The sequence below is a fragment of the Mesorhizobium sp. WSM3862 genome (assembly GCF_002294985.1).
In the GTDB taxonomy this organism is placed as follows: domain Bacteria; phylum Pseudomonadota; class Alphaproteobacteria; order Rhizobiales; family Rhizobiaceae; genus Mesorhizobium.
The window spans coordinates 293,641-313,750 of the sequence record NZ_NSGE01000006.1 but is presented as its reverse complement, the minus strand read 5'-3'; the positions used below and the strand labels follow the sequence as shown (position 1 = coordinate 313,750).

Sequence of the window (20,110 nt, the reverse complement as noted above, 5' to 3'; positions counted from 1 at the left end):
AGTTGCCCCTGGTTGTATTTTCCCATCACGCCTCGCGGTCATGTGTTGAGTATCTGCGTGCCCCCGGCCGGGCTGGTGTGACCCCCCGCACCATTCGCCCGCACCAGCTCGGCCGGGTTCTCCCGATCTAAGCAGCACTGCACCCCGCGACCGCTTTGTCGCGCCCATTGTGTTGCCAAAATGGTTTCACGTGTAACACAAAAGGAAACAGACGGATGACGGCGGACCAATACGCATGGTGGCGTCAGGCATTGAAGCTGGCGGGCGGATATCGCGAGCTGACCCACGATCAGCTGCTCCTGCTCGCCCCTTCGGCCGACAGCCCGGAGTCGGGTTTTTTCAGGAACCGTCCGTTCAAGGATGCGCCCCTGGTTCCCGTTGCCATCTGGCGCGACGCGGCGGGCAGTGTCATCTGCCTGCAGGGCGGCAAGGAAGCGGAGGCCGACAAGGTCTGGAACTATGCTTGCCGCAACCCGATCACCGAAGCGCTCTATCATTCCGTGCTGGCCGGCGAGCCTTGGCCAGATGACCCGCCGCCGGTTTCGAAGGAGCACAACCTCCCTGCCAAGACAGGCGACCTGCACAACGACCTGACCCTGGAACTGGCGGCCGAGAAGGAAACGGTCGAGGGCTTCCTGAAAAAGCCGATCAGCACCCAAGAGCAGGCCGATCAGGCGGGCGTCTGGGCAAAGCGGCTCGCCGGCATCGCCAACAAGGCCGACGAACAATTCAACGTCGAGAAGCGCCCTTGGCTCGATGGCGGCAACGCCGTCGATGACAAATGGCGCGATCTGCGCACCGATGCCAAGGACCTCGCCAAGAAGCTGAAAAAGCATGGTGAAGCGTGGCTGAAAGAACTCGACCGCCAGGAGCAGGATCGCCAGCGCAAGGCCCGCGAGGACGCCGATCGCATTCGGCGCGAGGCAGAAGCGGCTGAGCAGCGGGCGGCCGACGCAGCGCGCGCGGTCGAGGAGGAGAAGGCCCGGCGTGAAGCCAGCACCTCCCCCGGCATCGCGTCTTCATTCGCGCAGGAGAGCGAGCAGGAGGCCTTGCAGATCGAAGCCGAGGCGGAGGCCAAGCGGCTGAGCGAGCGTGCGCTGCAAGCTGCACGTGAGGCACAAGCCCGTCCGGTCTTCGCCGGCAGGACCGGCGCCAAGATGTCCCTGCACACCTATTGGGTCGCGAACATCACCGATTACGACGCGCTGGTCATGGCCCTGAAAGACGAGCCGGAGGTGCGGGAGGCGGTCGAGAAGATCGCCGGCCGCATCGCGCGCAACAAAGACGCCGCCCTGCCAGCCGGCATGGAACGGGTTCCAGACAAGAGGGCAGCATGACCCACCAGAAGATCGTCGCCGTGAAATTCGGCGAGAGCGACAAGACTTATGACTATTTCGCAGGCGCATTCGATGTGGCTGTCGGCGCCCGGGTGATGGTGCCGATGCGCGGCCGCGAGACATCGGTCACGGTAGCCGAGATCAAGGATCATTCCGACGTCGCCAAGATCTCGATCGTCGGCATCGACAAGCGCACCGACGAGCAGCGCGCGGCCAAGCATCCGAACGGCCGGCACGTATGGGCGCCAGACGGCACGCTGCTCGACGAGAACGGCAACCGGTCGATCTTCGACGACGTGGACAAATAGCCATGAGCTTGGTCCGCGTTGCCATCGTCATTTTCTGGCTCCCCGTGATGATCAGCGCCGCTTTGAGGCGGCTTTTCCGCGAAGTCCCCACCGCCTTCTGGTTCGCATGGAACGACATGCGCATCGAGCAAAACGAGATGCGCCGGACGTGGCGCGCCAACAGCTTCAACCCCGAGGATCGGAAATGAACGAACGGGCACAGTTACCGGCCCTTATGGTCGGCGGCGCGATCAGCGCCATCATCCCTCAGTCGATCGAGGAAACTTGGCGTCTCGCCACCATGATCGTCGAGGCCGGTCTGGCGCCACAGGCGCTTGTCGGTCGCGAGCCGGCTGAGGATGCCGGCGACGACGCCTGGAAGCGTTGGGGCAAGAAGGGCACCAGCGCCGTGGCCATCGTCATCATGTCCGGCGCGGAGCTCGGCCTGCCGCCCATGGTGGCGCTGCGCAGCTTTACCGTCATCGGCGGCAAGCCGGCGCTTTACGGCGACGGACTGATCAACGTCGTTCGAAAGTCGGGCAGAGCGAAATCGGTCGAGCTGGGCTATCTGCGCGATGCGACGAAAGAGGCGCTCCTCAATCTCGGCCTGCACAAGGATGTGGTTGCCCAGATGAACACCGTCGACGAGCGCACCATCGGCTGGTGCAAGGCGGTGCGCTCCGACACAGGGGAAATGAAGGTCGAGGCCTATTCGGTCGCGGATGCCAAGCAAGCCGGCCTTTGGGACGAACGCCCGACCCGTCGCGGCAAGGTCTGGAAAAACAACCAGCATGTGTGGGACGACGTGCCTAACGATTCCTCCTGGTTCCGCCATCCCAAGCGGATGAAGCAATGGCGCGCTGCTGGTTTCTGTCTGCGCGAGCTATTTGGCGACGTGCTTGGCGGCGTCCGCGACGAGTTCGAGGCCCGCGAGATCGCCGGCGATCTGATTGAGCACGACCAGGACGAACCTGCGCCCAAGGCAAGGCTCACCCCGCCATCGCCGCCACCGGTGCCCAGCCTCGACGCCATCGACCCTATCCCCGACAACGGTTTCGAGAAGGATGTCGAGGGCATGCACGACGGCGCAGAAGCCGCCGAGGAGGAGCAACCAGCGACCTTCGACTACGGCAAGTTCTTCGAGGATTTCCAGATCGCCCTGCAAGGTGCGAAGTCGACCGCGGCCGTGGAGGAAATCTGGACCGAGTTCGACGTCGAGGCTCAATTCCACGACGACGAGAGCAGCCGCCAGCTGGCCGACAAGATCAAGGCGCGGCGGCTCGCTGCGCTCACTCCGCCGAGCGCGGGCTGATCATGGCCGGCCGGATCGCAATCCTTCCCGACCACAGTGCCCAGGTGCTCGGTCCGCCCGAGAACTGGCGGCCGCGCGCGCTGAGCGTCCGCGAGAAGCTTGAGATCGTGGTGCGCCAAGGCGGCAAGGAGCCCAGCGGCGCGCGGCTCAACCCGCTCGACGGTGTTCAGTTCGATCACGATCCGGCGCTGCAGCGACGGCGCTGGGATCCAGAAACGCATGACACCATTCCGCCATCGTGCGCCCTCGACTTCATCGTGGCGCTGAACAAGCCCACGCATGGCGTCAAAACACCGGTCGACCAGCGCGAGATCGCGAAGACCAAGCGACTCGAGGGGCGCACCGGAAAGACCAAGCGGAAAAGGAAGATGCCGAGCCGGCCCTTTCCGAAGCTCCAGCGAGGTTTCCGATGAAGCGCGCCAGCTACACCGAACTCGCTATCACGCCCGGTATGGTCTTCATCGTGGACCGCTGCAGGCCAGACCTGCCTAGCGTGACCAATGATACCGAGCGCGTCGTCGAGCGATGCCTGGCCGCCTATGGCGAGCGCCGCATCATCTACCGCGACAGCGAGGGTGAGTGGGGCGAGCTGCTCCACACCGGCATCCAGTTCCGGGGCTTTGCGCCCTACACCGACCGCACGCCCGACGAGGAGGCAGCATAATGGACGACCCGCAACTGATCGATATCACCGACCCCAATCATGTTGCATCGGTATGGCGATACATCGCCACGATCGAGGTTCTGGAGGCACTCAAGAAGGTGCCCGACTTCCAGCGCGTGCCCGGCTTTAGCCTGGCGCTCGCGCTGGTGGAGAAGGAGGTGGCCGAAGACAAGGCGGAATCGGTCCAGCGCAATCTGCGCGCGGTCGCTGCGACAGGTGTCGACGTCTCCAAGGTCCAGCGGGTCGAACTTGAGATCGGCCCCAACGCATCGCTCCGGCTAAAGGTGGTGATGATGGACCTTGCCGATCTCGCCGGCGGAGGATCCTGACATGGGGGAGATCACCGCGATCAGCTGGGCCGATCACACCTTCAATCCCTGGATCGGCTGCATGAAAGTCTCACCGGCGTGCGACGGCTGCTACGCCGAGGCGCTGATGGACACGCGCTATGGCCGCGTCGAATGGGGTGCGCCCGGCGCCGGTCCCGGCACCCGTGCCCGTACATCGGCAGGCAATTGGCAGCAGCCTGTCAGGTGGAACAAGGCGGCGTTGGCCAAAGGTTCACGTCCATTCGTTTTCTGTTCCAGCCTCGCCGACGTCTTCGACAACCAGGTGCCGCACCAGTGGCGACGAGACCTCTTCGACATCATCCGGTCAACGCCAAGCCTGATCTGGCTCATTCTGACCAAGCGGCCGCAGTTGATCGGTCGCCTTTACGCGGAGGCTCAGCGCATCAACGCCGATGGCACCCGCTGGACATCAGAACTTCCTCGAGATCGGGCGATGTGGCCGCGCAATGCCGCGATCGGCACGACGGTCGAGGATCAGACGCGGGCAATCAACCTCTTTCATCTGGCCTGCGCCGCGCGCGACCTTTCACCGGCATTCACCTTCGCCAGTTTCGAGCCGCTGCTCGGTCCGGTAGACCCGACGCGGATTGTTATCCATGAAGGACCGGCCAGGTTCGACGACTGGCCCGAGGTCAGCACGGGCATCGTCACCTTCAACGCGCTGCTCGGCGCGCCCTCAATCAAGCTGCCGCCGCTCGGCTGGGCCATAACGGGAGGCGAGACAGACCAGGGAAAGCACCGGGCCCGGCCGACGCACCCGATGTGGTTCCAAAGCCTGCGCGATCAATGCGCAAGCGCTGGCATCCCCTACCATCACAAGCAGAACGGCGAGTGGACGCGGCACAGGCCGTCAGCAGGCGGTGACCTTGGCGGCGATGTGCGAGCTGGCCGCGTAGAGATTGTGCACGGTGAGCACCACACCGATGAAGAACTCTGCAAGCGCAGCTTCTTTCCGGGCGATGTCTACATGGCTCGAGTCGGCAAGAGCCGCACCGGCCGCCTCCTCGACGGCGTCGAGCACAACGCCCGGCCGCAGGTGGCGGCATGACCAGCATCCGCGACCTCTCCTACGAGCACCAGATGGTGATCGAGGCAATGAAGAGCCAGCTCATCATCGCCCTGGTCCGCCGGCTCGGCAACAAAGTCGAGATGCCGGTGGCCGAGATCGATTCCACCGGCTCCTCAAATCTCACGATGAAGGCGGTGGACGGCGTGTTCACATTCGAAGTGGTGGACAAGAAGCGATGACACCGGTCCAGCGCGATCTTGCCCGGCACGCCCTCGGTCTCGACGGCCGGCGCAAGGAACCCTACCGCAACTATTTCGTGACCGGCGAAGGCAGCACCGACCACCCGCATTGGCTGGCGATGGTCGAGGCCGGGTACGCGACGCGGCGCTCAGGCTCAATCCTCACCGGCGGCGATGATTTCTTCCGCCTTACGAGGGCCGGCGCCGACCTCGCGCTGGATCCTGGCGAAAGCCTGAACACCGTCGAGTTTTCTCCCGTTCAACCCCAGAAGGACACGACCGCATGACCGACCAAGTAACCGCTCCGCTTCGTCTCTCCGACCTCCAGGCCAGCATCGCTCGTGCCCAGATCGAGGCGAAGATGGATGTGCTCGAGAGGACCAACGAGCGCTTGACGCTTCACCTGCAATCAATCTTCGACGGCATCGGCCGCAACGAGCAGGTCGAGCTGATCTACCCGAACGGCGAGGTGGTGCTCATCACCAAGGCCCGGAAGCGCGACCGCGGCGAAGGCGGCGAGTGATGCCGATCATCTCCGTGTATGTCGACGAGCTGACCGCAGCTCGCATGAAGGCGATTTCGGCCGAGAAGGGCCGGACGGTCGAAGACCTGGCAGAGTGCGCGGTCGCCGAAGCCGCGCTCGACTATTACCGTCTTGCACCGGCCGCCTCGGATCCTGGTCGCGCCGACGGCGGCGCGAACATCATCACCACTCACACCAACATCGCGGGCGCGTGATGAGCACGTTCTTTCTGGCCGTCGGTTTCATCCTCATGATCAGCGCGTGCGCACGGCGCGCCTACCTCGATATCACCGGTCGCTGGGTGCCGATCGAGGGTTATGTCTTCGGAGCGGTGGTCTCATTCATCGGCGCGCTGCTGATCCTGATCGGCATTTTGCTGACGGCGGCGCCGTGATGGAAACTGCAGTTGGACGTGTCCAAACCCAACTTTCGCCCGATGAGGCGCTGACGAAGCTCTATGCTTTGCTGACGGCGAAGAACGCGCCAAAGCCGGGAAGCTTCACCAGCCTGAACGAGGATCAAAAGCGGGAATATTTCCGCCTCTCCCGACGGCGTAGCCGGGCCAGGATGCGCGCCGCTTCCTCGGTCGCTGCCACCGCAGCCAACATCAATCAGGCGTTCGCCGACGCGGCGCTGATGATCCTCGCCACCGACGCGCCCGGCGCCGACCAGGTGCGCAAGGTGCTGCAGACGATCTTTGAGCAGAGGCCGGGTGTTCCGATCTCGGTCGAGAACAAGGCCAAGCAAGGCAAACTGAAACCCAAACTGATCGCGAGGAGTGAGTGATGGAGGACCTTCCGAAGCTGGCTCTGTCGGTGCGCCAGCCATGGGCGCACTGCCTCATGATGGGCTGGAAACCGGTAGAGAACCGATCCTGGCGCGCGGGCAACCCGGGCCTGAAATTTCGCGGCGATTTCGCGATCCACGCCTCGACCGGCATGACGCGCGACGAATACGAGAACTGCGCTGATCTCTGCCGGTCTCTCGGTTTCCCATGCCCCCCGCCGGCCGAGCTGGCGCGCGGCGCGATCGTCGGTGTCGGCACCATCGTCGACATCGTGACTGAGTTGGATGGCCCGTGGTTTTTCGGCCCGAAGGGTCTGATCATTGCCAACGCGCGGCCGGTCGAGTTCATCCCGGTCGGCGGCCAGCTAGGGTTTTTCGACTGGAAGCGCCTCGTCCCATTCGCCCGGAACGGCAAGCCCGTCGTGCCGGCGAAATGGATGCTGGGCCAGGCGTCCGAGATTGACGCGTCGACGCCGCCTCTCCACACGCAAGGATCGCTCTTTTGAGAGCCCATCACTCAGAAGTGAAGCCAACTACGCGAAACGTGCGCAGACAACATGGCTGCGCGCCGATACTCCAACCCTTCTTTGAGAGATGCAGCCGCTCCAGCCATGCCATCGGAACCCATCAGTATCGACCAATTTTGGGACAGGAACCCCTTGGTAACACCGTGGCTTGCGGAGCAGCTCCCACAAAATAGTATGTGGCAAGATGGTTTCGCCACCGTGTTGTTTATATTTATTTATACTTGTATAATTTGTTCGATGTTTTATCTTGTTCAGCCGAAGAACCCGGTAGTTGGTATAATTGGCGTAATGCCGGGATCTTATTTCCTGGCAACCTTTAATAATAGAATGAGACGCGCGCAGCGCAGGTTTTACCAAGCCAAGAAGGCTGCGGCTCAGCATTTGCCATGAAATCCTACATCATCAACCTCGACCGCAGCCCCGACAGGTGGCAGCGGATGAAGGATCGCCTCACCTCGATCGGGGCAGCCTTCGAACGCGTCCCGGCGGTGGACGGGCGGCTACTCACCGATGCCGAAATTTCGGACGTCTACAGGCCCGTCCCCGGGGTCGCCCTGATGACGCCGGAAGAGGTGGGCTGCTTCCTGAGCCATCGCAAATGCTGGGAGCGGATCGCGTCGGGCCAGGACGCTTACGGCTGCGTTTTCGAAGACGACATGTTGATCTCCAAGCGGGCAGGTCTGTTCCTGGTTGAGGAGGCCAGCTGGATTCCTGACGATGCAGACCTCGTCAAGGTCGAAACAGTCGTCGGAACGGTGTGGCTGGACCGCACAATACTTGCGCTGCGCGACGGGTTCGGACTGGCGCGCCTGCGAAGCTTCTCTTTTGGGTCCGGCGGATACATCCTCTCGAAAACTGCGGCCGAGCGCCTTTTGGCGATGACCAGGGTGTTCTCGGATGCGGTCGACCATGTGAAGTTCAATCCCGCCTGTGGGATCGCCGGTAGTCTGAAATCCTATCAGATGATCCCGGCCCTCAGCGTTCAAACGCAGAGCTTCTATCCCAAGGGTTCCCCTTTGATCGAATTGCCGGCGCTCGCCGTGCACAGCGCTCCTCGCTTTCCCGGGAACTTGATGGAGAAGCCCTGGCTGCAGCGAAAGGTATTGCAGGCGCTGCGTCGGCTGGGACACAGGCTGCGCCGGCATTGGCGAACCGAGATCCTGTTTGCCGACCAGCCAGGTGCTTTCTGCACCAAGGCCTAGCGAAAATTAAACGCCTTTTTTGCTTGACTTCATTGTAACCAAAATGGTTACACTAAGCACCGATTTGGTAGCACAGAGAAGCAGCATAAGCAGTTTGCCAGCAATGATGGAAATCGATCTCCTCGAGACGCCGGCACCAATCGGGCACGCGCGCCCGTCACCAGGTCGACCCGAGGCGATCTGACCTCGACGACATAAACCCCCTACCACGGAGAGTGAGCATGGAAGACAAAAACTATATCGAGCTGACGGCCTCGATCGTCTCGGCCTATGTCGGAAACAACCCGGTGCCGGCCGCGCAACTGCCCGACCTGATCGCCAGTGTGAACGCCGCTGTGCGCAAGCTCGACGGCCCGGCGGTCGTCAACGCGACCGCGCCGAAGGAGCCGGCGGTCAACCCCAAGAAGTCGATCCATCCTGATTTCATCATCTGCCTGGAAAACGGGTTGAAGTTCAAATCGCTCAAGCGGCATTTGATGACTGACCACGGCCTAACTCCCGAGGCCTACCGCGCGAAGTGGGGCTTGCCGGCGGATTACCCGATGGTGGCGCCGAACTATTCCGCCACGCGGTCCCGGCTGGCGAAAGCCTCTGGCCTCGGCCGCCATCCCAAGGCGCCGCCGATCCGCACCAAAGCGTCCGCGCGCCGCACCTTCCAGTAGGCGCGCCATGAAAGTCGCCGCCGTGCCTTACCAGGCCGTGCCCGAGCACGTGGTTCACGCGGCGGTGCGCGACGGGGCTGTCGCCGTCATCGAGGCCGGCGACAGCCTGTTCGGCTTCAAGGGAAATTCGCAGACCTGGTTGGTCGAGGAGGCCACCGATGGCGTTCACCGCTGATCAAGTCGAGAACCTGGCCCACAATCAAACGTGCGGCCACCTCCACCTCTTCACCTGCCCCAATCGCGGCGACGGCGAGCACCGGGACGCATATGGCGACACGGGCGCACTGGTGGCGACGGTGCGCGGCTGGATTTGCCCGTTCTGCGACTACACCCAGGATTGGGCGCACCACGGCATGCTGGCCGGCAAGGTACCGAACCCCTTCCCGCTGCCCGGCCTTTCCCATCAAAGGTCGAAATGATGTTCGGCGACCCATGGGCCAGCTACGACGCGTGGAAGACAACACCACCCGATTGGGTGATGGACTATGACACCCGTCGCTATGCCAACGAAACCCGCTGGCGCATGCATCGGGACTTTCGCCGTCATCCGTTCTTCGACGGCGACGAGTCCGAATACGAATACCTCTGCGACGAATGGGACGAGCTGGCGCGCATCGATGCGCACGAGCGCGCGCCCGAGGAAGACGATTTCGAACTGGAGACCGCATGAGCGAAGCACCCACCCGGCCGGTGCTCCGCTGGCACGGCGGCAAGTGGCGTCTCGCGCCATGGATCATCAGTCATTTCCCGAAGCACAAGGCCTATGTCGAAGCCTTTGGCGGCGCGGCCAGTGTGTTGATGCAGAAAGCGCCAGGACCGGCCGAATGCTACAACGACCTGGACGACGCATGCGTGAACGTCTTTCGCGTGCTACGAGATCCTGCGGCGGCCGCGCGCCTGCGCGAACTTCTGGAATTGACGCCGTTTGCTCGGCTCGAGCTGCAGGAGGCCTATACCCCGAGCGAGGATCCCGTCGAGCAGGCCCGACGCACGATCGTCTTGTCATTCCAGGGACACGGCAGCGACGCCGTGACGCGCGGATATACGACTGGCTTCCGCTCGAATCTTTCGAACGGGCGCGCATTGCCGGCGCAGTCGTGGGCATCCTGGACGCAGGCCATCCCTGCCTTCACTGCGCGCTTGGCCGGCGTCGTGATCGAACACACCGACGCGCTCGCCCTCATGCGGCGGCTCGATCGACACTCGACCTTGCACTACGTCGACCCGCCTTATTTGCCCGCCACCCGATCGACGAAATACCTCTCCCGGAACAAGAACGGGTATCGCCACGAACTGACGCACGAGCAGCATCTGGAGCTTCTTGAAGGCTTGCGCCAGCTCGCCGGAATGGTGGTGCTCTCGGGCTACCCCTCGAAGGTCTACGATGATCTGTTGTCCGGCTGGAGGCGCTTCGAGACCGACACCTTGGCCGACGGCGCCCGGGAGCGGACTGAGGTGATCTGGCTCAATCCGGCCTGCGCCGACGCGCTCGACGATGCAGCCGGCCGCCATGCCGGCGGTCACGGCACCCCGTTGTTTTCGGTCGCGCCATGAACGACCAGCCGCCCGAAGTGCTGACCGTGTCGAAGACGCCGGAATACTGGTCGTCGCGTTTTCGCGACAAAGGGTTGCGTATGTCCGCCAGGTCGTTGCGCGAGAAGGCAATCAAGACGGGCCTCTGCTACTTTGTCGACAGGCAGGTGCTGATCTCGCCGCGGCAGATCGATGAGTTGTTTATATGGGGTAATGCGTCATGCCGCTCACGATCTATAAGCGCGGCCGGTTCTGGTGGCTCACCGGAACGGTCCCCACCCAAAAAGGCGAGCAGCGCATACACGAGAGCACTGGCGAAACTGACGAAGCCAAAGCGAACAAGGTCCGCCTGAATCGCGAGCTGCGTGCCCAGGAAGAGATCGACCTCGACCCGAAGGACCGCTTCACCTTTGCCCAAGCCGTTGAGCTCTACCTCGACGCCGGCAAAGACGACCGCTTCATCCGGCCATTGCTGGAGCATTTCAAGGAGACCAGGATCTCCGACATGACGGGCTCGGATGTGCGCGCCGCCGCGAAAGCGATCTATCCGGCAGCGGTCTACACGACCTGGAACCGACAGGTGGTGATCCCGGCCCGCGCCGTCATCAACTTCGCCGCCGACGAGGGCAAATGCCGCGAGGTGCTGATCAAGGGCTTCACGAAGAAGGATCGTGACGTCAAGGTTTCGACCGCGCCGCCCAAGCGCGCCGTCGATCGCTCTTACATCGACGATTTCCGTGAGGCGAGCGACGATCCCCGCCTCAGTGCCTTGATGCTGTTCATATTCCAGACCGGCGCCCGCATCTCGGACGCGATCAAGCTCGAAGACGATTCCCCCGACGTCGACCTGGTGAACAGGAAGGTGATCTTCCGCGACATGAAGAACGGCGAGGATGGTGAGGCGGACCTCACCGTTGAAATGGTCTACGAAATCCAGCAGCTCCGGGAATGGAAGCGGGAAAGGTTGGCGTCATGGGAGGCGCGCACTCCCTGGGGGAAAAATAGGCGAGCTGGCCCGCGCCACAGCGGGCGAGGCGCCAAGAAACCCAATAACCGGCTCTTCGGCTTCATGACCCGCTTTCTGCGCAAGGATATAATGCGTATCTGCGAAAAGGCGGGCATCCCATATCTCGGCACCCATCAACCAGGCCGCCACAGCTTCGCGACCGAGATGATCGTGATGAACGGCGTCGATGTTGCCACCACGGCCCTCAAGGGCCGCTGGAAGACGAAGAAGCTTCTCGTCGAGAACTACACCCACGCCAAGAAGGGCAAGGGCGTCATCGACAAGGTATTCGGAAAGAAGAAGGCTCGACGGCCGGCGAATGGCGACAGTGAGACGAAAAGCGGTGTCGCTTCAAAGAAGCGGTCGACGGCATCGTAACCACACCGAACCATATTGGCACCGAGACCTTACACCAGTCGAAAATGATGGGTCGCGCAACAATTTGAATTTGCTTGGGAAAACTGCGCGGTTACAGTTTGGCCCCTCCCTTACCAAGGGAGTGCTCTACCACTGAGCTACCGCAGCCTGCGATGGCGGCGCTTCTGCCATAACGAACCGGCAAGCGCAAGGCCAAGAAAACCTTAAAACGACGCATGTCGTCGTTGCGAAATCGCTGCGCGGTTTTCCCGCGGCAGGTGTCGAATGCCGCGGCTGTGGAAGCCGCTTGCGGGCAGGCTTCGATGACATGGCGGCGCCACAATGTTAACTATGCGTGAACCACAGCCGGCTATCCGCCGGCGAGGACCGGCGATGAACGACAAGGCAAATCCGCCGAAAAAACGCGATGGCGAGCGCAAGGACCGGCTGGCCGAGGCGCTGCGTGCCAACCTGCAGAAGCGCAAGGCGCAGGCCCGTTCGCGGCGGGATGGCAATCCCGACGATCGGCCGGAAGGATTGCCGACTGCTGGAAAAATGCACAAGGACTAACCGAAATCAGCCACACTGGCCGATCACACTCGGTCCACAGATGGGGAAATCCTATTTCTTGAACCGCACCGGCCGATAGTCTAGAGCCGGACATACTCAACCGATTGAAACCGGCCCGTCCGGGCCGAGGGGACGTTCTTTCATGGATCGCATCAGAATTGTCGGCGGCAATGAGCTTGCCGGAAGCATTCCGATTTCGGGCGCCAAGAACGCGGCGCTGCCGCTGATGATCGCCTCGCTGCTCACCGACGACACGCTGACGCTCGAAAACGTGCCGCATCTGGCCGATGTCGAGCAACTGATCCGCATCCTCGGCAATCACGGCGTCGACTATTCCGTCAACGGCCGGCGCGAGAAGCAGCAGGAGGGCTATTCGCGCACCATCAATTTCTCCGCCCGCAACATCGTCGACACCACCGCGCCCTACGAGCTGGTGTCCAAGATGCGCGCCTCCTTCTGGGTTATCGGCCCGCTGCTTGCCCGCATGGGTGAGGCCAAGGTGTCGCTGCCGGGCGGCTGCGCCATCGGCACGCGCCCGGTCGACCTCTTCCTCGAAGGCCTGCAGGCGCTGGACGCCGAGCTCGACGTCGACAACGGCTATGTCGTCGCCAAAACCAAGAACGGTCGTCTCCACGGCAACCGCTACGTGTTCCCGAAAGTGTCGGTCGGCGCCACCCATGTGCTGATGATGGCGGCCTCACTCGCCAAGGGCGAGACGGTACTCGAAAACGCCGCCCGCGAGCCGGAAATCGTCAATCTCGCCGAATGCCTGATCGCCATGGGCGCCAAGATCCACGGCGCCGGCACCTCCACCATCACCATCGAGGGCGTCGAGGCGCTGTCGGGGGCGCGCGTGCGCGTCATTCCCGATCGCATCGAGACCGGAACCTATGCCATGGCGGTGGCGATGACCGGCGGCGACGTGGTGCTGGAAGGCGCGCGCCCCGACCTGTTGCAGAGCGCGCTCGACGTCATTGCCGAGACCGGCGCCGAGATCACGCCGACCAATGCCGGCATCCGCGTCAAGCGCAACGGCGCCGGCATCGCACCGGTGGATGTGACGACCGCGCCCTTCCCCGCCTTCCCGACCGACCTGCAGGCGCAGTTCATGGGCCTGATGACGATGGCGAAGGGCAAGTCGCGCATCACCGAGACGATCTTCGAGAACCGCTTCATGCATGTGCAGGAGCTTGCCCGCCTCGGCGCCCACATTACGCTGTCCGGCCAGACGGCGATCGTCGACGGCGTCGCCAAGCTGAAGGGCGCGCCGGTCATGGCGACCGACCTGCGCGCCTCGGTGTCGCTGGTCATCGCAGGCCTTGCCGCCGAAGGCGAAACCACCGTCAACCGGGTCTACCACCTCGACCGCGGTTTCGAGCGCCTGGAGGAGAAGCTTTCCGGCTGCGGCGCGGTGATCGAGCGGATTTCGGGCTGACAAAGCGCCTCGGTTGCGCAGAGCGGAAAGACCGCATAACAGAAGATTGACTAATCAACCTTCAGGTGCGCATTCCGCATGGCCCTCAAGCTCATAGCGCTCGACGACCAGGATCTGAGCATCATCTCGGCCCACGTCCAGGACGCCGTGATGAAGGTCTCAGACCTCGAATACCTGCCGGCGGCCAAACGTTTCGTGCTGACCATGAACCGCTTCGTCTGGGAGGCGAGGTCCGGCTTCTTGCGCCAGCACAATGAACGGCGGCAGAGCGTGCTGCATTTCGACCGCGTGCTCGGCGCCAAGACCAGCGGTATCGCCCGCGACAAGCCGGCGGAGGTACTGTCGCTCTTGGCGGTCAGCTTCGTCGCATTCAGCAAGCCGGCCGGCATCATCGAGCTGGTTTTTTCCGGAGGCGGCACGATCATGCTCGACGTCGAGTGCATCGAGGCGCGGCTCGCCGATGTCGGCGGCTCCTGGGAAGCCACCTCGCGCCCGGTTCACAGGACCTGAGCACCGACAATGGCCATCACGCTTAGCCAGACCGACGCCGATTTCGAGCTGCGTTTTTCGGCATTCCTCACCACCAAGCGCGAGGTGTCAGCCGACGTCGAAGCGGTGGTGCGCGACATCGTCGCGCGCGTGCGCGCCGAAGGCGACAAGGCACTCATCGACTACACCCTGAAATTCGACAAGGCCGATCTCAACAGGCTCGGCATCGCCGTTTCCAGGGCCGACATCGAAAAGGCATACGCCGCGGCCGACCCAGCCACAGTCGCGGCGCTCGAATTCGCACGCGACCGCATCCGCTCCCATCACGAGCGGCAGAAGCCGAAGGACGACCGCTACACGGACGCCGCCGGCGTCGAGCTCGGCTCGCGCTGGACCGCGATCGAAGCCGCGGGGCTCTATGTGCCCGGCGGCACGGCGAGCTATCCGAGCTCGGTGCTGATGAATGCCGTGCCGGCCAAGGTCGCCGGAGTCGAGCGCATCGTGATCGTGGTGCCGGCCTCCGGCGGCGTCATCAATCCGCTGGTTCTGGTCGCGGCCGACCTTGCCGGCGTTTCCGAGATCTACCGCGTCGGCGGCGCGCAAGCCGTCGCCGCGCTCGCCTATGGCACCGAGACGATCCGGCCGGTCGCCAAGATCGTCGGGCCGGGCAATGCCTATGTCGCGGCAGCCAAGCGCCAAGTGTTCGGCAGCGTCGGCATCGACATGATCGCCGGGCCGTCGGAAGTGCTGGTCGTCGCAGACGCGGACAACGATCCGGACTGGATCGCCGCCGATCTGCTGGCGCAAGCCGAGCATGACGCGTCGGCGCAGTCGATCCTCATCACCGACAATGCCGAATTCGGCACGGCGGTGGAGCAGGCGGTCGAGCGCCAGTTGAAGAGGCTGCCGCGCGCCGCGACGGCCGCGGCGAGCTGGCGCGATTTCGGCGCCGTGATCCTGGTGCCGACGATCGAGGCTTCGCTGCCGCTGGTCGACCGCATCGCGGCCGAACATGTCGAGCTCGCCTTCGACGACGCCGAAAACTTCCTCGCCGGGATGCGCAATGCCGGCGCCGTCTTCCTCGGCCGCCACACGCCGGAAGTCATCGGCGATTATGTCGGCGGCTCCAACCACGTGCTGCCGACCGCGCGCTCGGCGCGCTTCTCGTCTGGTTTGTCCGTGCTCGATTTCGTCAAGCGCACGTCGATCCTGAAGCTCGGCCCGGAGCAGCTCAAGGCGCTGGCGCCGGCGGCCATCGCGCTCGCCAAGGCGGAAGGGCTCGACGCCCACGCACGATCGGTGGCGATCAGGCTGAACATGTAGCGATGTCCGGCCACCACCAAAACCGCGACAGGCTGATCGACGTCGAGCTCGACGAATCGATCGGGCGTTCGACGCCCGATGTCGAGCATGAGCGGGCCGTGGCGATCTTCGACCTGATCGAGGAAAACAGTTTCCGGCCGGTCAACGACGATGGCGCCGGCCCATACAGGCTGAAGCTGTCGCTGGCCGAGTCGCGCCTGGTGTTCGCCGTCAGCCGCCAGAATGGCGCCGATGTGGTTACCCACATCCTGTCGCTGACGCCGCTTAGGCGTATCGTCAAGGATTACTATCTGATCTGCGAAAGCTATTATGAGGCGATCCGCTCCTCCACGCCCAGCCATATCGAGGCAATCGACATGGGCCGCCGCGGCCTGCACAATGAGGGCTCGCAAACACTGATGGACCGGCTCGCCGGCAAGATCGAGATCGACTTCGACACGGCGCGCCGGTTGTTCACGCTCGTCTGCGTGCTGCACTGGCGGGGGTAGTCCTGGCCGCGCTGCCGCATTCGATTCTTTTTGTGTGCGGCATGAATGCCGTGCGCTCGCCGATGGCCGAGCAACTGGCGCGGCGGATGCTGCCCGCCACCACTTTCGTCGCCTCGGCCGGCGTGCGCAGCGGCGAGCGCGACCCCTTCGTCGATGCCGTGCTTGCCGAAGAGGGTCTCACGCTCGGCGAGCGGCAGCCGAGGACGCTTGACGAGCTGGAAGACGATTATTTCGACCTGATCGTGACGCTGGCGCCGGAAGCGCACCACGCCGCGCTCGAGCTTACCCGCTCGCTCGCCGTCGAGGTCGAGTACTGGCCGATGCCGGACCCGACCGACACCGGCGGCACACGCGAGCATATCATGGCCGCCTATCGCGATGTGCGAGAGCGGCTGAAGACGCGCATAAGCCGGCGTTTCTTGCCTCCGGAAGCAAAAAACGCGACGGATTAAGCATGTTCACAAGCGGGCGATTATCATATAGGTTCCGCCGCAAATTCCGGCTGGAGTCGGACGAGTTCAGGTCTGTTCGACCTGAAATCGTCCGGCTCCAGATCAAGAGTAGAGCATGATGTCGTCCGAAAACCGCTTCACACTTTTCGGCATCATGCTCTAAGCCCCGGAACCGCCATCCAAGCAAAGGTATCGAATGCCGAAGGAAGAAGTCCTCGAATTTCCGGGCGTGGTCACGGAACTGCTGCCCAATGCGATGTTCCGGGTGAAGCTCGAAAACGAGCACGAAATCATCGCCCACACGGCCGGCCGCATGCGCAAGAACCGCATCCGCGTGCTGACCGGCGACAAGGTCCTGGTCGAAATGACGCCTTACGACCTGACCAAGGGCCGCATCACCTACCGCTTCAAGTAACAATTCGGCGCGAACCGCGATGAGCATTCTGCAGAAGCTCGTGCTTGCCTCGGGTTCGCCGCGTCGCATCGAGCTGTTGCAGCAGGCCGGCATCGAACCGGACCGCGTGCTGCCCGCCGATGTCGACGAGACGCCGCTGCGCGCCGAGCATCCGCGCTCGCTGGCGAAGCGCCTTTCCAAGGACAAGGCCGAGAAGGCGTTCGCCTCGCTGAAAAGCGAGGAAGACTATGCGCCGGCCTTCATCCTGGCCGCCGACACGGTGGTGGCGGTGGGACGGCGCATCCTGCCCAAGGCCGAGACGATCGACGACGCGGTGAACTGCCTCGGCCTGCTTTCCGGCCGCTCGCACCGGGTCTATTCCGGCATCTGCCTGATCACGCCGGGCGGCAAGCTCAGGCAGCGGCTGGTGGAGACCAGGGTGCGCTTCAAGCGACTGCCGCGCGAGGAGATCGACGCCTATGTCGCGTCGGGCGAATGGCGCGGCAAGGCCGGCGGCTATGCCGTGCAGGGCCTCGCCGGCTCCTTCGTCGTCAAGCTGGTCGGCTCCTACACCAATGTGGTCGGCCTGCCGCTCTACGAAAGTATCGCACTGCTGTCCGGCGAGGGCTTCAAGCCGCACAAGAACTGGCACGTCGCGCGGCCATGAGCCCGGACGAAAAGGTCACGCCGCTGAGGCCGAAGCGCCCCTGCCCCGAATGCGGCAAGCCTTCGGTGCGGGAGCACTATCCGTTCTGCTCGACACGCTGCAAGGACATCGACCTCAATCGCTGGCTGAAAGGCGCCTACGTCATTCCCGGCCGCGACGACGCAGAGGAAGAAGACGGAGGCCCCAAGCAAGGCCCTTCGTCCACAGACGGGCAGTGAAGGCCCGTAGCAATACGCCGTTTCCCGGCGATTTTTCTTTATCAACACCTAAGCGCTGGACAGGGCGAATTCCCGTGCTATAACCCACGCGCTTTCGAGGGGGGCGCCACCCGGCGCTTCCGTGAAACCCGGCGGACGATCCCGTTAGCCGGCGCAGGCCCAGATAGCTCAGTTGGTAGAGCAGCGGACTGAAAATCCGCGTGTCGGTGGTTCGAATCCGCCTCTGGGCACCATCACCCTCTTCTCCCCACATTCGCTTTGACCGAAGCTTCTACGCTGCAGCAAGCAGCTGGGGTTGGCGATCTTTTTGCTGGCGCAATTTGGCGGGATTGGGAGCGCTGCGCTGGCGCCGTTACGGCTGCACGCTTGCCAGCCGGTTAGCCGTGCCCAGGTTCGCCGAGCTTTTCCAGTCTCGCGGACAGCCGGTCAAGGTCAGTTGTGCCCTGGCCGAAAAGGCTCATGGCCCTCATGGCGACCAACTGGCGGTCTTCCTCGCTCTCAAGTCCATGCCTTGAACAATAGCGATGGACAGCTTTTGAGAGGATTTCAAGTTGGGTGGAATCCAAAACACCATGCAGGGACATGCGTGCCTCCTGGCCAGGGGCGAAAGCACGATACCGCTTTCAAGCGTCCGCTTGCCTCACTACTCGGTACGAACGACAAAGGGGTGATACGCCTCTCCGGCAAGTCGCGCGCTAACAAATGAGGCCGTGATGAAAATCGCGCCTGAGCGGTTACGTCTTCTTGAGAAGGCGCGCCTGCCCAAGACGCGAAGCTGCGTCGATGCCGATCAAGTCGATGAGCTCGCGTGCTTGGCTGCGGGGATGCCGGTCCCGCGTGGCTGAAATCGCACCCGAAATTCCTTTTCGGTCTGCGACATTCCAGCAATCAAAGAGTTCTCAAGATGAAAATCGGGTTCGCGAGCCCCGGCGGCCCGGCTCGCTTGTCATGTGACAGCCATCATGGAGCCAAGAATATCAATCGGCACTTCGCGAACTTTTTCTCCGCTCCAGGCTTTTCGCCTTTCGGCGGGCGATTCTGAGTTCGCCAAGCGTCGGCTGCCACCACCCTCTCGATCGTTCCGCTGACCCGGCAGGACGCCGCGCCGGCCATGTCTTGATCAGTTCAGCCAAGGTCGGCGGCCGCCACCTCGCCCAAACGGCGCCGAAGCCGGTCTCCATCGACTGTGGGTAGAACGGCGCCGGCTCAGAGGGGTGAGCGAGCTCGCCTGAAATCCCGGTGAAGACAACAATGTCATACTGCACCGTCGCCACGGCGCGACCGAGCGGAGGCAGGTCTTCGGCTGGAACCGGATAGCGCCGGCGCCTGCGTTCGGCATGGCGCAGCCTGGCGGCCTTGTGCTCATCGGAGTGTTTACCAGCCTCCCGTCGGCGTTTCCTCTCCTCCGGCTCGGCGCGCTGGGCGGCTCTTTCGATGCTTGGCCAACGGCGCCGCAGCTCCTCATAAGCGCGAAAAGGCACCCGCCAGACCCGCAGTTCGTCGTCCCAACTCGCCCATGGAACCGCTCGCAGTTCCTCCACCACGGTCTTCGAATAAGGCGTGCGAATGCGCAGGTCGTCCGCGACTTCCAGATAGTGGCTCGACAGTGGATCGAAGGCGAAGGCATCCCGCCCCTTACTGTCGTCATGGACTGCGCGAGCCGCCGTCTCCTGCGCCAGCCAGCGCTCGATCCGCCGCGCCGCCGTTTTTCCGGGCACGAACCAGCTCCTGCGCTCGTCGCTCCACCTCGCGCGCGGAAACGCAAGCTGGAACCGCTCAACTGCCGCTCGATCGTACGGGAAGCGCGCTTCGGCACCACGAGGCTTCTGCGGTTCAAAATGGGCTTCGGATTTTTCCATCGGATTGCGCTCGCTAGCTCTGCTCGCAAGGAACGCCGCGCAAGTTCTTTGGGTTCAAGCCACACAGCCGAGACAAGCCGAACTGCTCGAGGAACCGCGAGCGGAAACCTTCCCGGCATTCGACGGTTAATCCGGATCAGGAGAGGTCAGCCCATGGCGAGACGACGTGATGCAGATGAAACAGCGGCGAGCCGGCCCAGAAGGCCACGTTCGCGCCCGCTGAAAGGCGAAGAAACGGAAGTGAACCATATCGTGGAAACGCAAAACATCTCGCCGGCCCAGGCGCGGGAGCTGGTGCGGCGCCACGGAAACGATTGGCGCAAGATCGATGAGGCCGCCAAATCCTACAAGAAAGACAGCTAGTATTCCAAACCAAGTATCGGGGTGACTGCCCGGAGAGATCATCGGCCAAGATAACCGG

At 63.2% G+C, this 20,110-nt stretch carries 34 protein-coding genes and 2 tRNA genes; 33 read left to right on the top strand and 3 right to left on the bottom strand.

Features of this window, described 5'->3' with window-relative positions; translation table 11 throughout:
- The first annotated feature begins 251 nt into the window (after nucleotides 1-251).
- From CK224_RS20650 to CK224_RS20550, 22 genes are all read left to right on the top strand, one after another.
- Nucleotides 252-1,337, top strand: coding sequence for a hypothetical protein (locus CK224_RS20650; protein ID WP_176477970.1), 1,086 nt, complete (start codon nucleotides 252-254; stop codon nucleotides 1,335-1,337).
- Nucleotides 1,334-1,645 (top strand): hypothetical protein, encoded by a 312-nt coding sequence (locus tag CK224_RS20645; protein WP_095783005.1) that lies wholly within the window; start codon nucleotides 1,334-1,336, stop codon nucleotides 1,643-1,645. The genes CK224_RS20650 and CK224_RS20645 overlap by 4 nt, the downstream gene beginning before the upstream one ends.
- A 2-nt stretch (nucleotides 1,646-1,647) precedes the next feature.
- Nucleotides 1,648-1,833: a hypothetical protein gene (locus tag CK224_RS20640; RefSeq protein ID WP_095783004.1), complete on the top strand. Its 186-nt coding sequence runs from the start codon at nucleotides 1,648-1,650 to the stop codon at nucleotides 1,831-1,833.
- Nucleotides 1,830-2,936 carry a hypothetical protein gene (locus CK224_RS20635; protein WP_095783003.1) on the top strand — a complete coding sequence of 369 codons (1,107 nt, stop codon included), beginning with the start codon at nucleotides 1,830-1,832 and terminating at the stop codon, nucleotides 2,934-2,936. The genes CK224_RS20640 and CK224_RS20635 overlap by 4 nt, the downstream gene beginning before the upstream one ends.
- A gap of 2 nt (nucleotides 2,937-2,938) precedes the next feature.
- Nucleotides 2,939-3,349 carry a hypothetical protein gene (locus tag CK224_RS20630; protein WP_095783002.1) on the top strand — a complete coding sequence of 137 codons (411 nt, stop codon included), beginning with the start codon at nucleotides 2,939-2,941 and terminating at the stop codon, nucleotides 3,347-3,349.
- A gap of 80 nt (nucleotides 3,350-3,429) precedes the next feature.
- Nucleotides 3,430-3,600 carry a hypothetical protein gene (locus CK224_RS31380; RefSeq protein WP_176477969.1) on the top strand — a complete coding sequence of 57 codons (171 nt, stop codon included), beginning with the start codon at nucleotides 3,430-3,432 and terminating at the stop codon, nucleotides 3,598-3,600.
- On the top strand, nucleotides 3,600-3,929 hold the full coding sequence (locus CK224_RS20620) for a hypothetical protein (protein ID WP_095783000.1): 330 nt from the start codon (nucleotides 3,600-3,602) through the stop codon (nucleotides 3,927-3,929). Before CK224_RS31380 ends, CK224_RS20620 begins: the two co-directional genes overlap by 1 nt.
- A 1-nt stretch (nucleotide 3,930) precedes the next feature.
- Complete coding sequence (locus tag CK224_RS20615) at nucleotides 3,931-4,998, top strand: DUF5131 family protein (RefSeq protein ID WP_095782999.1); 1,068 nt, start codon at nucleotides 3,931-3,933, stop codon at nucleotides 4,996-4,998.
- Nucleotides 4,995-5,198 (top strand): hypothetical protein, encoded by a 204-nt coding sequence (locus tag CK224_RS20610; protein ID WP_095782998.1) that lies wholly within the window; start codon nucleotides 4,995-4,997, stop codon nucleotides 5,196-5,198. Before CK224_RS20615 ends, CK224_RS20610 begins: the two co-directional genes overlap by 4 nt.
- A complete protein-coding gene (locus tag CK224_RS20605) occupies nucleotides 5,195-5,485 on the top strand; it encodes a hypothetical protein (RefSeq protein WP_095782997.1) in 291 nt (96 codons plus the stop codon). The genes CK224_RS20610 and CK224_RS20605 overlap by 4 nt, the downstream gene beginning before the upstream one ends.
- Nucleotides 5,482-5,721 (top strand): hypothetical protein, encoded by a 240-nt coding sequence (locus tag CK224_RS20600; protein ID WP_067328594.1) that lies wholly within the window; start codon nucleotides 5,482-5,484, stop codon nucleotides 5,719-5,721. The genes CK224_RS20605 and CK224_RS20600 overlap by 4 nt, the downstream gene beginning before the upstream one ends.
- The gene (locus CK224_RS20595) at nucleotides 5,721-5,936 is read left to right on the top strand and encodes a hypothetical protein (protein WP_095782996.1); all 216 of its coding nucleotides are present in this window, start codon (nucleotides 5,721-5,723) and stop codon (nucleotides 5,934-5,936) included. The genes CK224_RS20600 and CK224_RS20595 overlap by 1 nt, the downstream gene beginning before the upstream one ends.
- Nucleotides 5,936-6,115, top strand: coding sequence for a hypothetical protein (locus CK224_RS20590; protein WP_095782995.1), 180 nt, complete (start codon nucleotides 5,936-5,938; stop codon nucleotides 6,113-6,115). The genes CK224_RS20595 and CK224_RS20590 overlap by 1 nt, the downstream gene beginning before the upstream one ends.
- Nucleotides 6,115-6,507: a hypothetical protein gene (locus CK224_RS20585; RefSeq protein WP_095782994.1), complete on the top strand. Its 393-nt coding sequence runs from the start codon at nucleotides 6,115-6,117 to the stop codon at nucleotides 6,505-6,507. The genes CK224_RS20590 and CK224_RS20585 overlap by 1 nt, the downstream gene beginning before the upstream one ends.
- Nucleotides 6,507-7,013, top strand: a complete 507-nt coding sequence (locus tag CK224_RS20580) for a hypothetical protein (RefSeq protein WP_176477968.1) — start codon at nucleotides 6,507-6,509, stop codon at nucleotides 7,011-7,013. The genes CK224_RS20585 and CK224_RS20580 overlap by 1 nt, the downstream gene beginning before the upstream one ends.
- 407 nt (nucleotides 7,014-7,420) lie before the next feature.
- Complete coding sequence (locus CK224_RS20575; protein ID WP_095782993.1) at nucleotides 7,421-8,236, top strand: glycosyltransferase family 25 protein; 816 nt, start codon at nucleotides 7,421-7,423, stop codon at nucleotides 8,234-8,236.
- Nucleotides 8,237-8,457: 221 nt separating this feature from the next.
- Complete coding sequence (locus tag CK224_RS20570; RefSeq protein ID WP_095782992.1) at nucleotides 8,458-8,898, top strand: MucR family transcriptional regulator; 441 nt, start codon at nucleotides 8,458-8,460, stop codon at nucleotides 8,896-8,898.
- Nucleotides 8,899-8,905: 7 nt separating this feature from the next.
- Entirely contained in the window at nucleotides 8,906-9,073 is a 168-nt protein-coding gene (locus CK224_RS31375; RefSeq protein WP_176477967.1) for a hypothetical protein, read from the top strand.
- Nucleotides 9,057-9,317 carry a hypothetical protein gene (locus CK224_RS20565; RefSeq protein ID WP_095782991.1) on the top strand — a complete coding sequence of 87 codons (261 nt, stop codon included), beginning with the start codon at nucleotides 9,057-9,059 and terminating at the stop codon, nucleotides 9,315-9,317. The genes CK224_RS31375 and CK224_RS20565 overlap by 17 nt, the downstream gene beginning before the upstream one ends.
- Nucleotides 9,314-9,568, top strand: coding sequence for a hypothetical protein (locus CK224_RS20560; protein WP_141245834.1), 255 nt, complete (start codon nucleotides 9,314-9,316; stop codon nucleotides 9,566-9,568). The genes CK224_RS20565 and CK224_RS20560 overlap by 4 nt, the downstream gene beginning before the upstream one ends.
- Complete coding sequence (locus tag CK224_RS20555) at nucleotides 9,565-10,452, top strand: DNA adenine methylase (RefSeq protein ID WP_095782989.1); 888 nt, start codon at nucleotides 9,565-9,567, stop codon at nucleotides 10,450-10,452. The genes CK224_RS20560 and CK224_RS20555 overlap by 4 nt, the downstream gene beginning before the upstream one ends.
- A 199-nt stretch (nucleotides 10,453-10,651) precedes the next feature.
- The gene (locus CK224_RS20550; RefSeq protein ID WP_095782988.1) at nucleotides 10,652-11,815 is read left to right on the top strand and encodes a tyrosine-type recombinase/integrase; all 1,164 of its coding nucleotides are present in this window, start codon (nucleotides 10,652-10,654) and stop codon (nucleotides 11,813-11,815) included.
- 48 nt (nucleotides 11,816-11,863) lie between these two features.
- On the opposite strand, the gene CK224_RS31370 is transcribed toward CK224_RS20550, so the two are convergent.
- Nucleotides 11,864-11,961 (bottom strand) — tRNA-Thr (locus CK224_RS31370).
- A gap of 226 nt (nucleotides 11,962-12,187) precedes the next feature.
- On the opposite strand from CK224_RS31370, the gene CK224_RS31365 reads away from it, so the two are divergent.
- The 10 genes from CK224_RS31365 to CK224_RS20495 all read left to right on the top strand — a co-directional run bounded on the left by CK224_RS31365 (nucleotide 12,188) and on the right by CK224_RS20495 (nucleotide 18,063).
- On the top strand, nucleotides 12,188-12,364 hold the full coding sequence (locus tag CK224_RS31365) for a hypothetical protein (protein WP_095782987.1): 177 nt from the start codon (nucleotides 12,188-12,190) through the stop codon (nucleotides 12,362-12,364).
- 142 nt (nucleotides 12,365-12,506) lie between these two features.
- Entirely contained in the window at nucleotides 12,507-13,799 is a 1,293-nt protein-coding gene (gene murA, locus CK224_RS20535; RefSeq protein WP_095782986.1) for a UDP-N-acetylglucosamine 1-carboxyvinyltransferase, read from the top strand.
- A 78-nt stretch (nucleotides 13,800-13,877) separates the two neighbouring features.
- Nucleotides 13,878-14,309, top strand: a complete 432-nt coding sequence (locus tag CK224_RS20530; RefSeq protein ID WP_095782985.1) for a DUF2948 family protein — start codon at nucleotides 13,878-13,880, stop codon at nucleotides 14,307-14,309.
- 9 nt (nucleotides 14,310-14,318) lie between these two features.
- The gene (gene hisD, locus CK224_RS20525; protein WP_095782984.1) at nucleotides 14,319-15,611 is read left to right on the top strand and encodes a histidinol dehydrogenase; all 1,293 of its coding nucleotides are present in this window, start codon (nucleotides 14,319-14,321) and stop codon (nucleotides 15,609-15,611) included.
- A gap of 2 nt (nucleotides 15,612-15,613) precedes the next feature.
- On the top strand, nucleotides 15,614-16,099 hold the full coding sequence (locus CK224_RS20520) for a UPF0262 family protein (RefSeq protein ID WP_066993793.1): 486 nt from the start codon (nucleotides 15,614-15,616) through the stop codon (nucleotides 16,097-16,099).
- A complete protein-coding gene (locus CK224_RS20515; RefSeq protein WP_095782983.1) occupies nucleotides 16,087-16,551 on the top strand; it encodes a low molecular weight phosphatase family protein in 465 nt (154 codons plus the stop codon). The genes CK224_RS20520 and CK224_RS20515 overlap by 13 nt, the downstream gene beginning before the upstream one ends.
- A 196-nt stretch (nucleotides 16,552-16,747) precedes the next feature.
- Nucleotides 16,748-16,966, top strand: a complete 219-nt coding sequence (infA, locus tag CK224_RS20510; protein WP_006200926.1) for a translation initiation factor IF-1 — start codon at nucleotides 16,748-16,750, stop codon at nucleotides 16,964-16,966.
- 19 nt (nucleotides 16,967-16,985) lie between these two features.
- Nucleotides 16,986-17,612 carry a Maf-like protein gene (locus CK224_RS20505; RefSeq protein WP_066993800.1) on the top strand — a complete coding sequence of 209 codons (627 nt, stop codon included), beginning with the start codon at nucleotides 16,986-16,988 and terminating at the stop codon, nucleotides 17,610-17,612.
- Nucleotides 17,609-17,830, top strand: a complete 222-nt coding sequence (yacG, locus tag CK224_RS20500; protein ID WP_095782982.1) for a DNA gyrase inhibitor YacG — start codon at nucleotides 17,609-17,611, stop codon at nucleotides 17,828-17,830. Before CK224_RS20505 ends, yacG begins: the two co-directional genes overlap by 4 nt.
- 157 nt (nucleotides 17,831-17,987) lie before the next feature.
- A tRNA-Phe gene (locus CK224_RS20495) sits at nucleotides 17,988-18,063 on the top strand.
- Nucleotides 18,064-18,207: 144 nt separating this feature from the next.
- On the opposite strand, the gene CK224_RS20490 is transcribed toward CK224_RS20495, so the two are convergent.
- Nucleotides 18,208-18,414: a hypothetical protein gene (locus CK224_RS20490; RefSeq protein WP_095777391.1), complete on the bottom strand. Its 207-nt coding sequence runs from the start codon at nucleotides 18,412-18,414 to the stop codon at nucleotides 18,208-18,210.
- Nucleotides 18,415-18,807: 393 nt separating this feature from the next.
- The gene (locus tag CK224_RS20485) at nucleotides 18,808-19,689 is read right to left on the bottom strand and encodes a hypothetical protein (protein ID WP_095782981.1); all 882 of its coding nucleotides are present in this window, start codon (nucleotides 19,687-19,689) and stop codon (nucleotides 18,808-18,810) included.
- 153 nt (nucleotides 19,690-19,842) lie between these two features.
- Here CK224_RS20485 and CK224_RS20480 point away from each other — a divergent pair, with 153 nt between their 5' ends.
- Entirely contained in the window at nucleotides 19,843-20,052 is a 210-nt protein-coding gene (locus CK224_RS20480) for a hypothetical protein (RefSeq protein WP_066993812.1), read from the top strand.
- Nucleotides 20,053-20,110 lie beyond the last annotated feature (58 nt).

Excerpts from the sequence above, each read along its gene's own strand:
- CK224_RS20530 (WP_095782985.1), top strand. The coding sequence starts at position 13,878 with ATGGCCCTCAAGCTCATAGCGCTCGACGACCAGGATCTGAGCATCATC.
- CK224_RS20565 (WP_095782991.1), top strand. The coding sequence starts at position 9,057 with ATGGCGTTCACCGCTGATCAAGTCGAGAACCTGGCCCACAATCAAACG.
- CK224_RS20580 (WP_176477968.1), top strand. The coding sequence starts at position 6,507 with ATGGAGGACCTTCCGAAGCTGGCTCTGTCGGTGCGCCAGCCATGGGCG.
- CK224_RS20575 (WP_095782993.1), top strand. The coding sequence starts at position 7,421 with ATGAAATCCTACATCATCAACCTCGACCGCAGCCCCGACAGGTGGCAG.
- murA (WP_095782986.1), top strand. The coding sequence starts at position 12,507 with ATGGATCGCATCAGAATTGTCGGCGGCAATGAGCTTGCCGGAAGCATT.
- CK224_RS20505 (WP_066993800.1), top strand. The coding sequence starts at position 16,986 with ATGAGCATTCTGCAGAAGCTCGTGCTTGCCTCGGGTTCGCCGCGTCGC.
- CK224_RS20585 (WP_095782994.1), top strand. The coding sequence starts at position 6,115 with ATGGAAACTGCAGTTGGACGTGTCCAAACCCAACTTTCGCCCGATGAG.
- CK224_RS31365 (WP_095782987.1), top strand. The coding sequence starts at position 12,188 with ATGAACGACAAGGCAAATCCGCCGAAAAAACGCGATGGCGAGCGCAAG.
- CK224_RS20555 (WP_095782989.1), top strand. The coding sequence starts at position 9,565 with ATGAGCGAAGCACCCACCCGGCCGGTGCTCCGCTGGCACGGCGGCAAG.
- CK224_RS20610 (WP_095782998.1), top strand. The coding sequence starts at position 4,995 with ATGACCAGCATCCGCGACCTCTCCTACGAGCACCAGATGGTGATCGAG.
- CK224_RS20485 (WP_095782981.1), bottom strand. The coding sequence starts at position 19,689 with ATGGAAAAATCCGAAGCCCATTTTGAACCGCAGAAGCCTCGTGGTGCC.
- CK224_RS20635 (WP_095783003.1), top strand. The coding sequence starts at position 1,830 with ATGAACGAACGGGCACAGTTACCGGCCCTTATGGTCGGCGGCGCGATC.
- infA (WP_006200926.1), top strand. The coding sequence starts at position 16,748 with ATGCCGAAGGAAGAAGTCCTCGAATTTCCGGGCGTGGTCACGGAACTG.
- CK224_RS20520 (WP_066993793.1), top strand. The coding sequence starts at position 15,614 with ATGTCCGGCCACCACCAAAACCGCGACAGGCTGATCGACGTCGAGCTC.
- CK224_RS20490 (WP_095777391.1), bottom strand. The coding sequence starts at position 18,414 with ATGTCCCTGCATGGTGTTTTGGATTCCACCCAACTTGAAATCCTCTCA.
- CK224_RS20570 (WP_095782992.1), top strand. The coding sequence starts at position 8,458 with ATGGAAGACAAAAACTATATCGAGCTGACGGCCTCGATCGTCTCGGCC.
- CK224_RS20615 (WP_095782999.1), top strand. The coding sequence starts at position 3,931 with ATGGGGGAGATCACCGCGATCAGCTGGGCCGATCACACCTTCAATCCC.
- yacG (WP_095782982.1), top strand. The coding sequence starts at position 17,609 with ATGAGCCCGGACGAAAAGGTCACGCCGCTGAGGCCGAAGCGCCCCTGC.
- CK224_RS20590 (WP_095782995.1), top strand. The coding sequence starts at position 5,936 with ATGAGCACGTTCTTTCTGGCCGTCGGTTTCATCCTCATGATCAGCGCG.
- CK224_RS20600 (WP_067328594.1), top strand. The coding sequence starts at position 5,482 with ATGACCGACCAAGTAACCGCTCCGCTTCGTCTCTCCGACCTCCAGGCC.
- CK224_RS31375 (WP_176477967.1), top strand. The coding sequence starts at position 8,906 with ATGAAAGTCGCCGCCGTGCCTTACCAGGCCGTGCCCGAGCACGTGGTT.
- CK224_RS20620 (WP_095783000.1), top strand. The coding sequence starts at position 3,600 with ATGGACGACCCGCAACTGATCGATATCACCGACCCCAATCATGTTGCA.
- CK224_RS20550 (WP_095782988.1), top strand. The coding sequence starts at position 10,652 with ATGCCGCTCACGATCTATAAGCGCGGCCGGTTCTGGTGGCTCACCGGA.
- CK224_RS20640 (WP_095783004.1), top strand. The coding sequence starts at position 1,648 with ATGAGCTTGGTCCGCGTTGCCATCGTCATTTTCTGGCTCCCCGTGATG.
- CK224_RS20480 (WP_066993812.1), top strand. The coding sequence starts at position 19,843 with ATGGCGAGACGACGTGATGCAGATGAAACAGCGGCGAGCCGGCCCAGA.
- CK224_RS20595 (WP_095782996.1), top strand. The coding sequence starts at position 5,721 with ATGCCGATCATCTCCGTGTATGTCGACGAGCTGACCGCAGCTCGCATG.
- CK224_RS20630 (WP_095783002.1), top strand. The coding sequence starts at position 2,939 with ATGGCCGGCCGGATCGCAATCCTTCCCGACCACAGTGCCCAGGTGCTC.
- CK224_RS20605 (WP_095782997.1), top strand. The coding sequence starts at position 5,195 with ATGACACCGGTCCAGCGCGATCTTGCCCGGCACGCCCTCGGTCTCGAC.
- CK224_RS20560 (WP_141245834.1), top strand. The coding sequence starts at position 9,314 with ATGATGTTCGGCGACCCATGGGCCAGCTACGACGCGTGGAAGACAACA.
- hisD (WP_095782984.1), top strand. The coding sequence starts at position 14,319 with ATGGCCATCACGCTTAGCCAGACCGACGCCGATTTCGAGCTGCGTTTT.
- CK224_RS20645 (WP_095783005.1), top strand. The coding sequence starts at position 1,334 with ATGACCCACCAGAAGATCGTCGCCGTGAAATTCGGCGAGAGCGACAAG.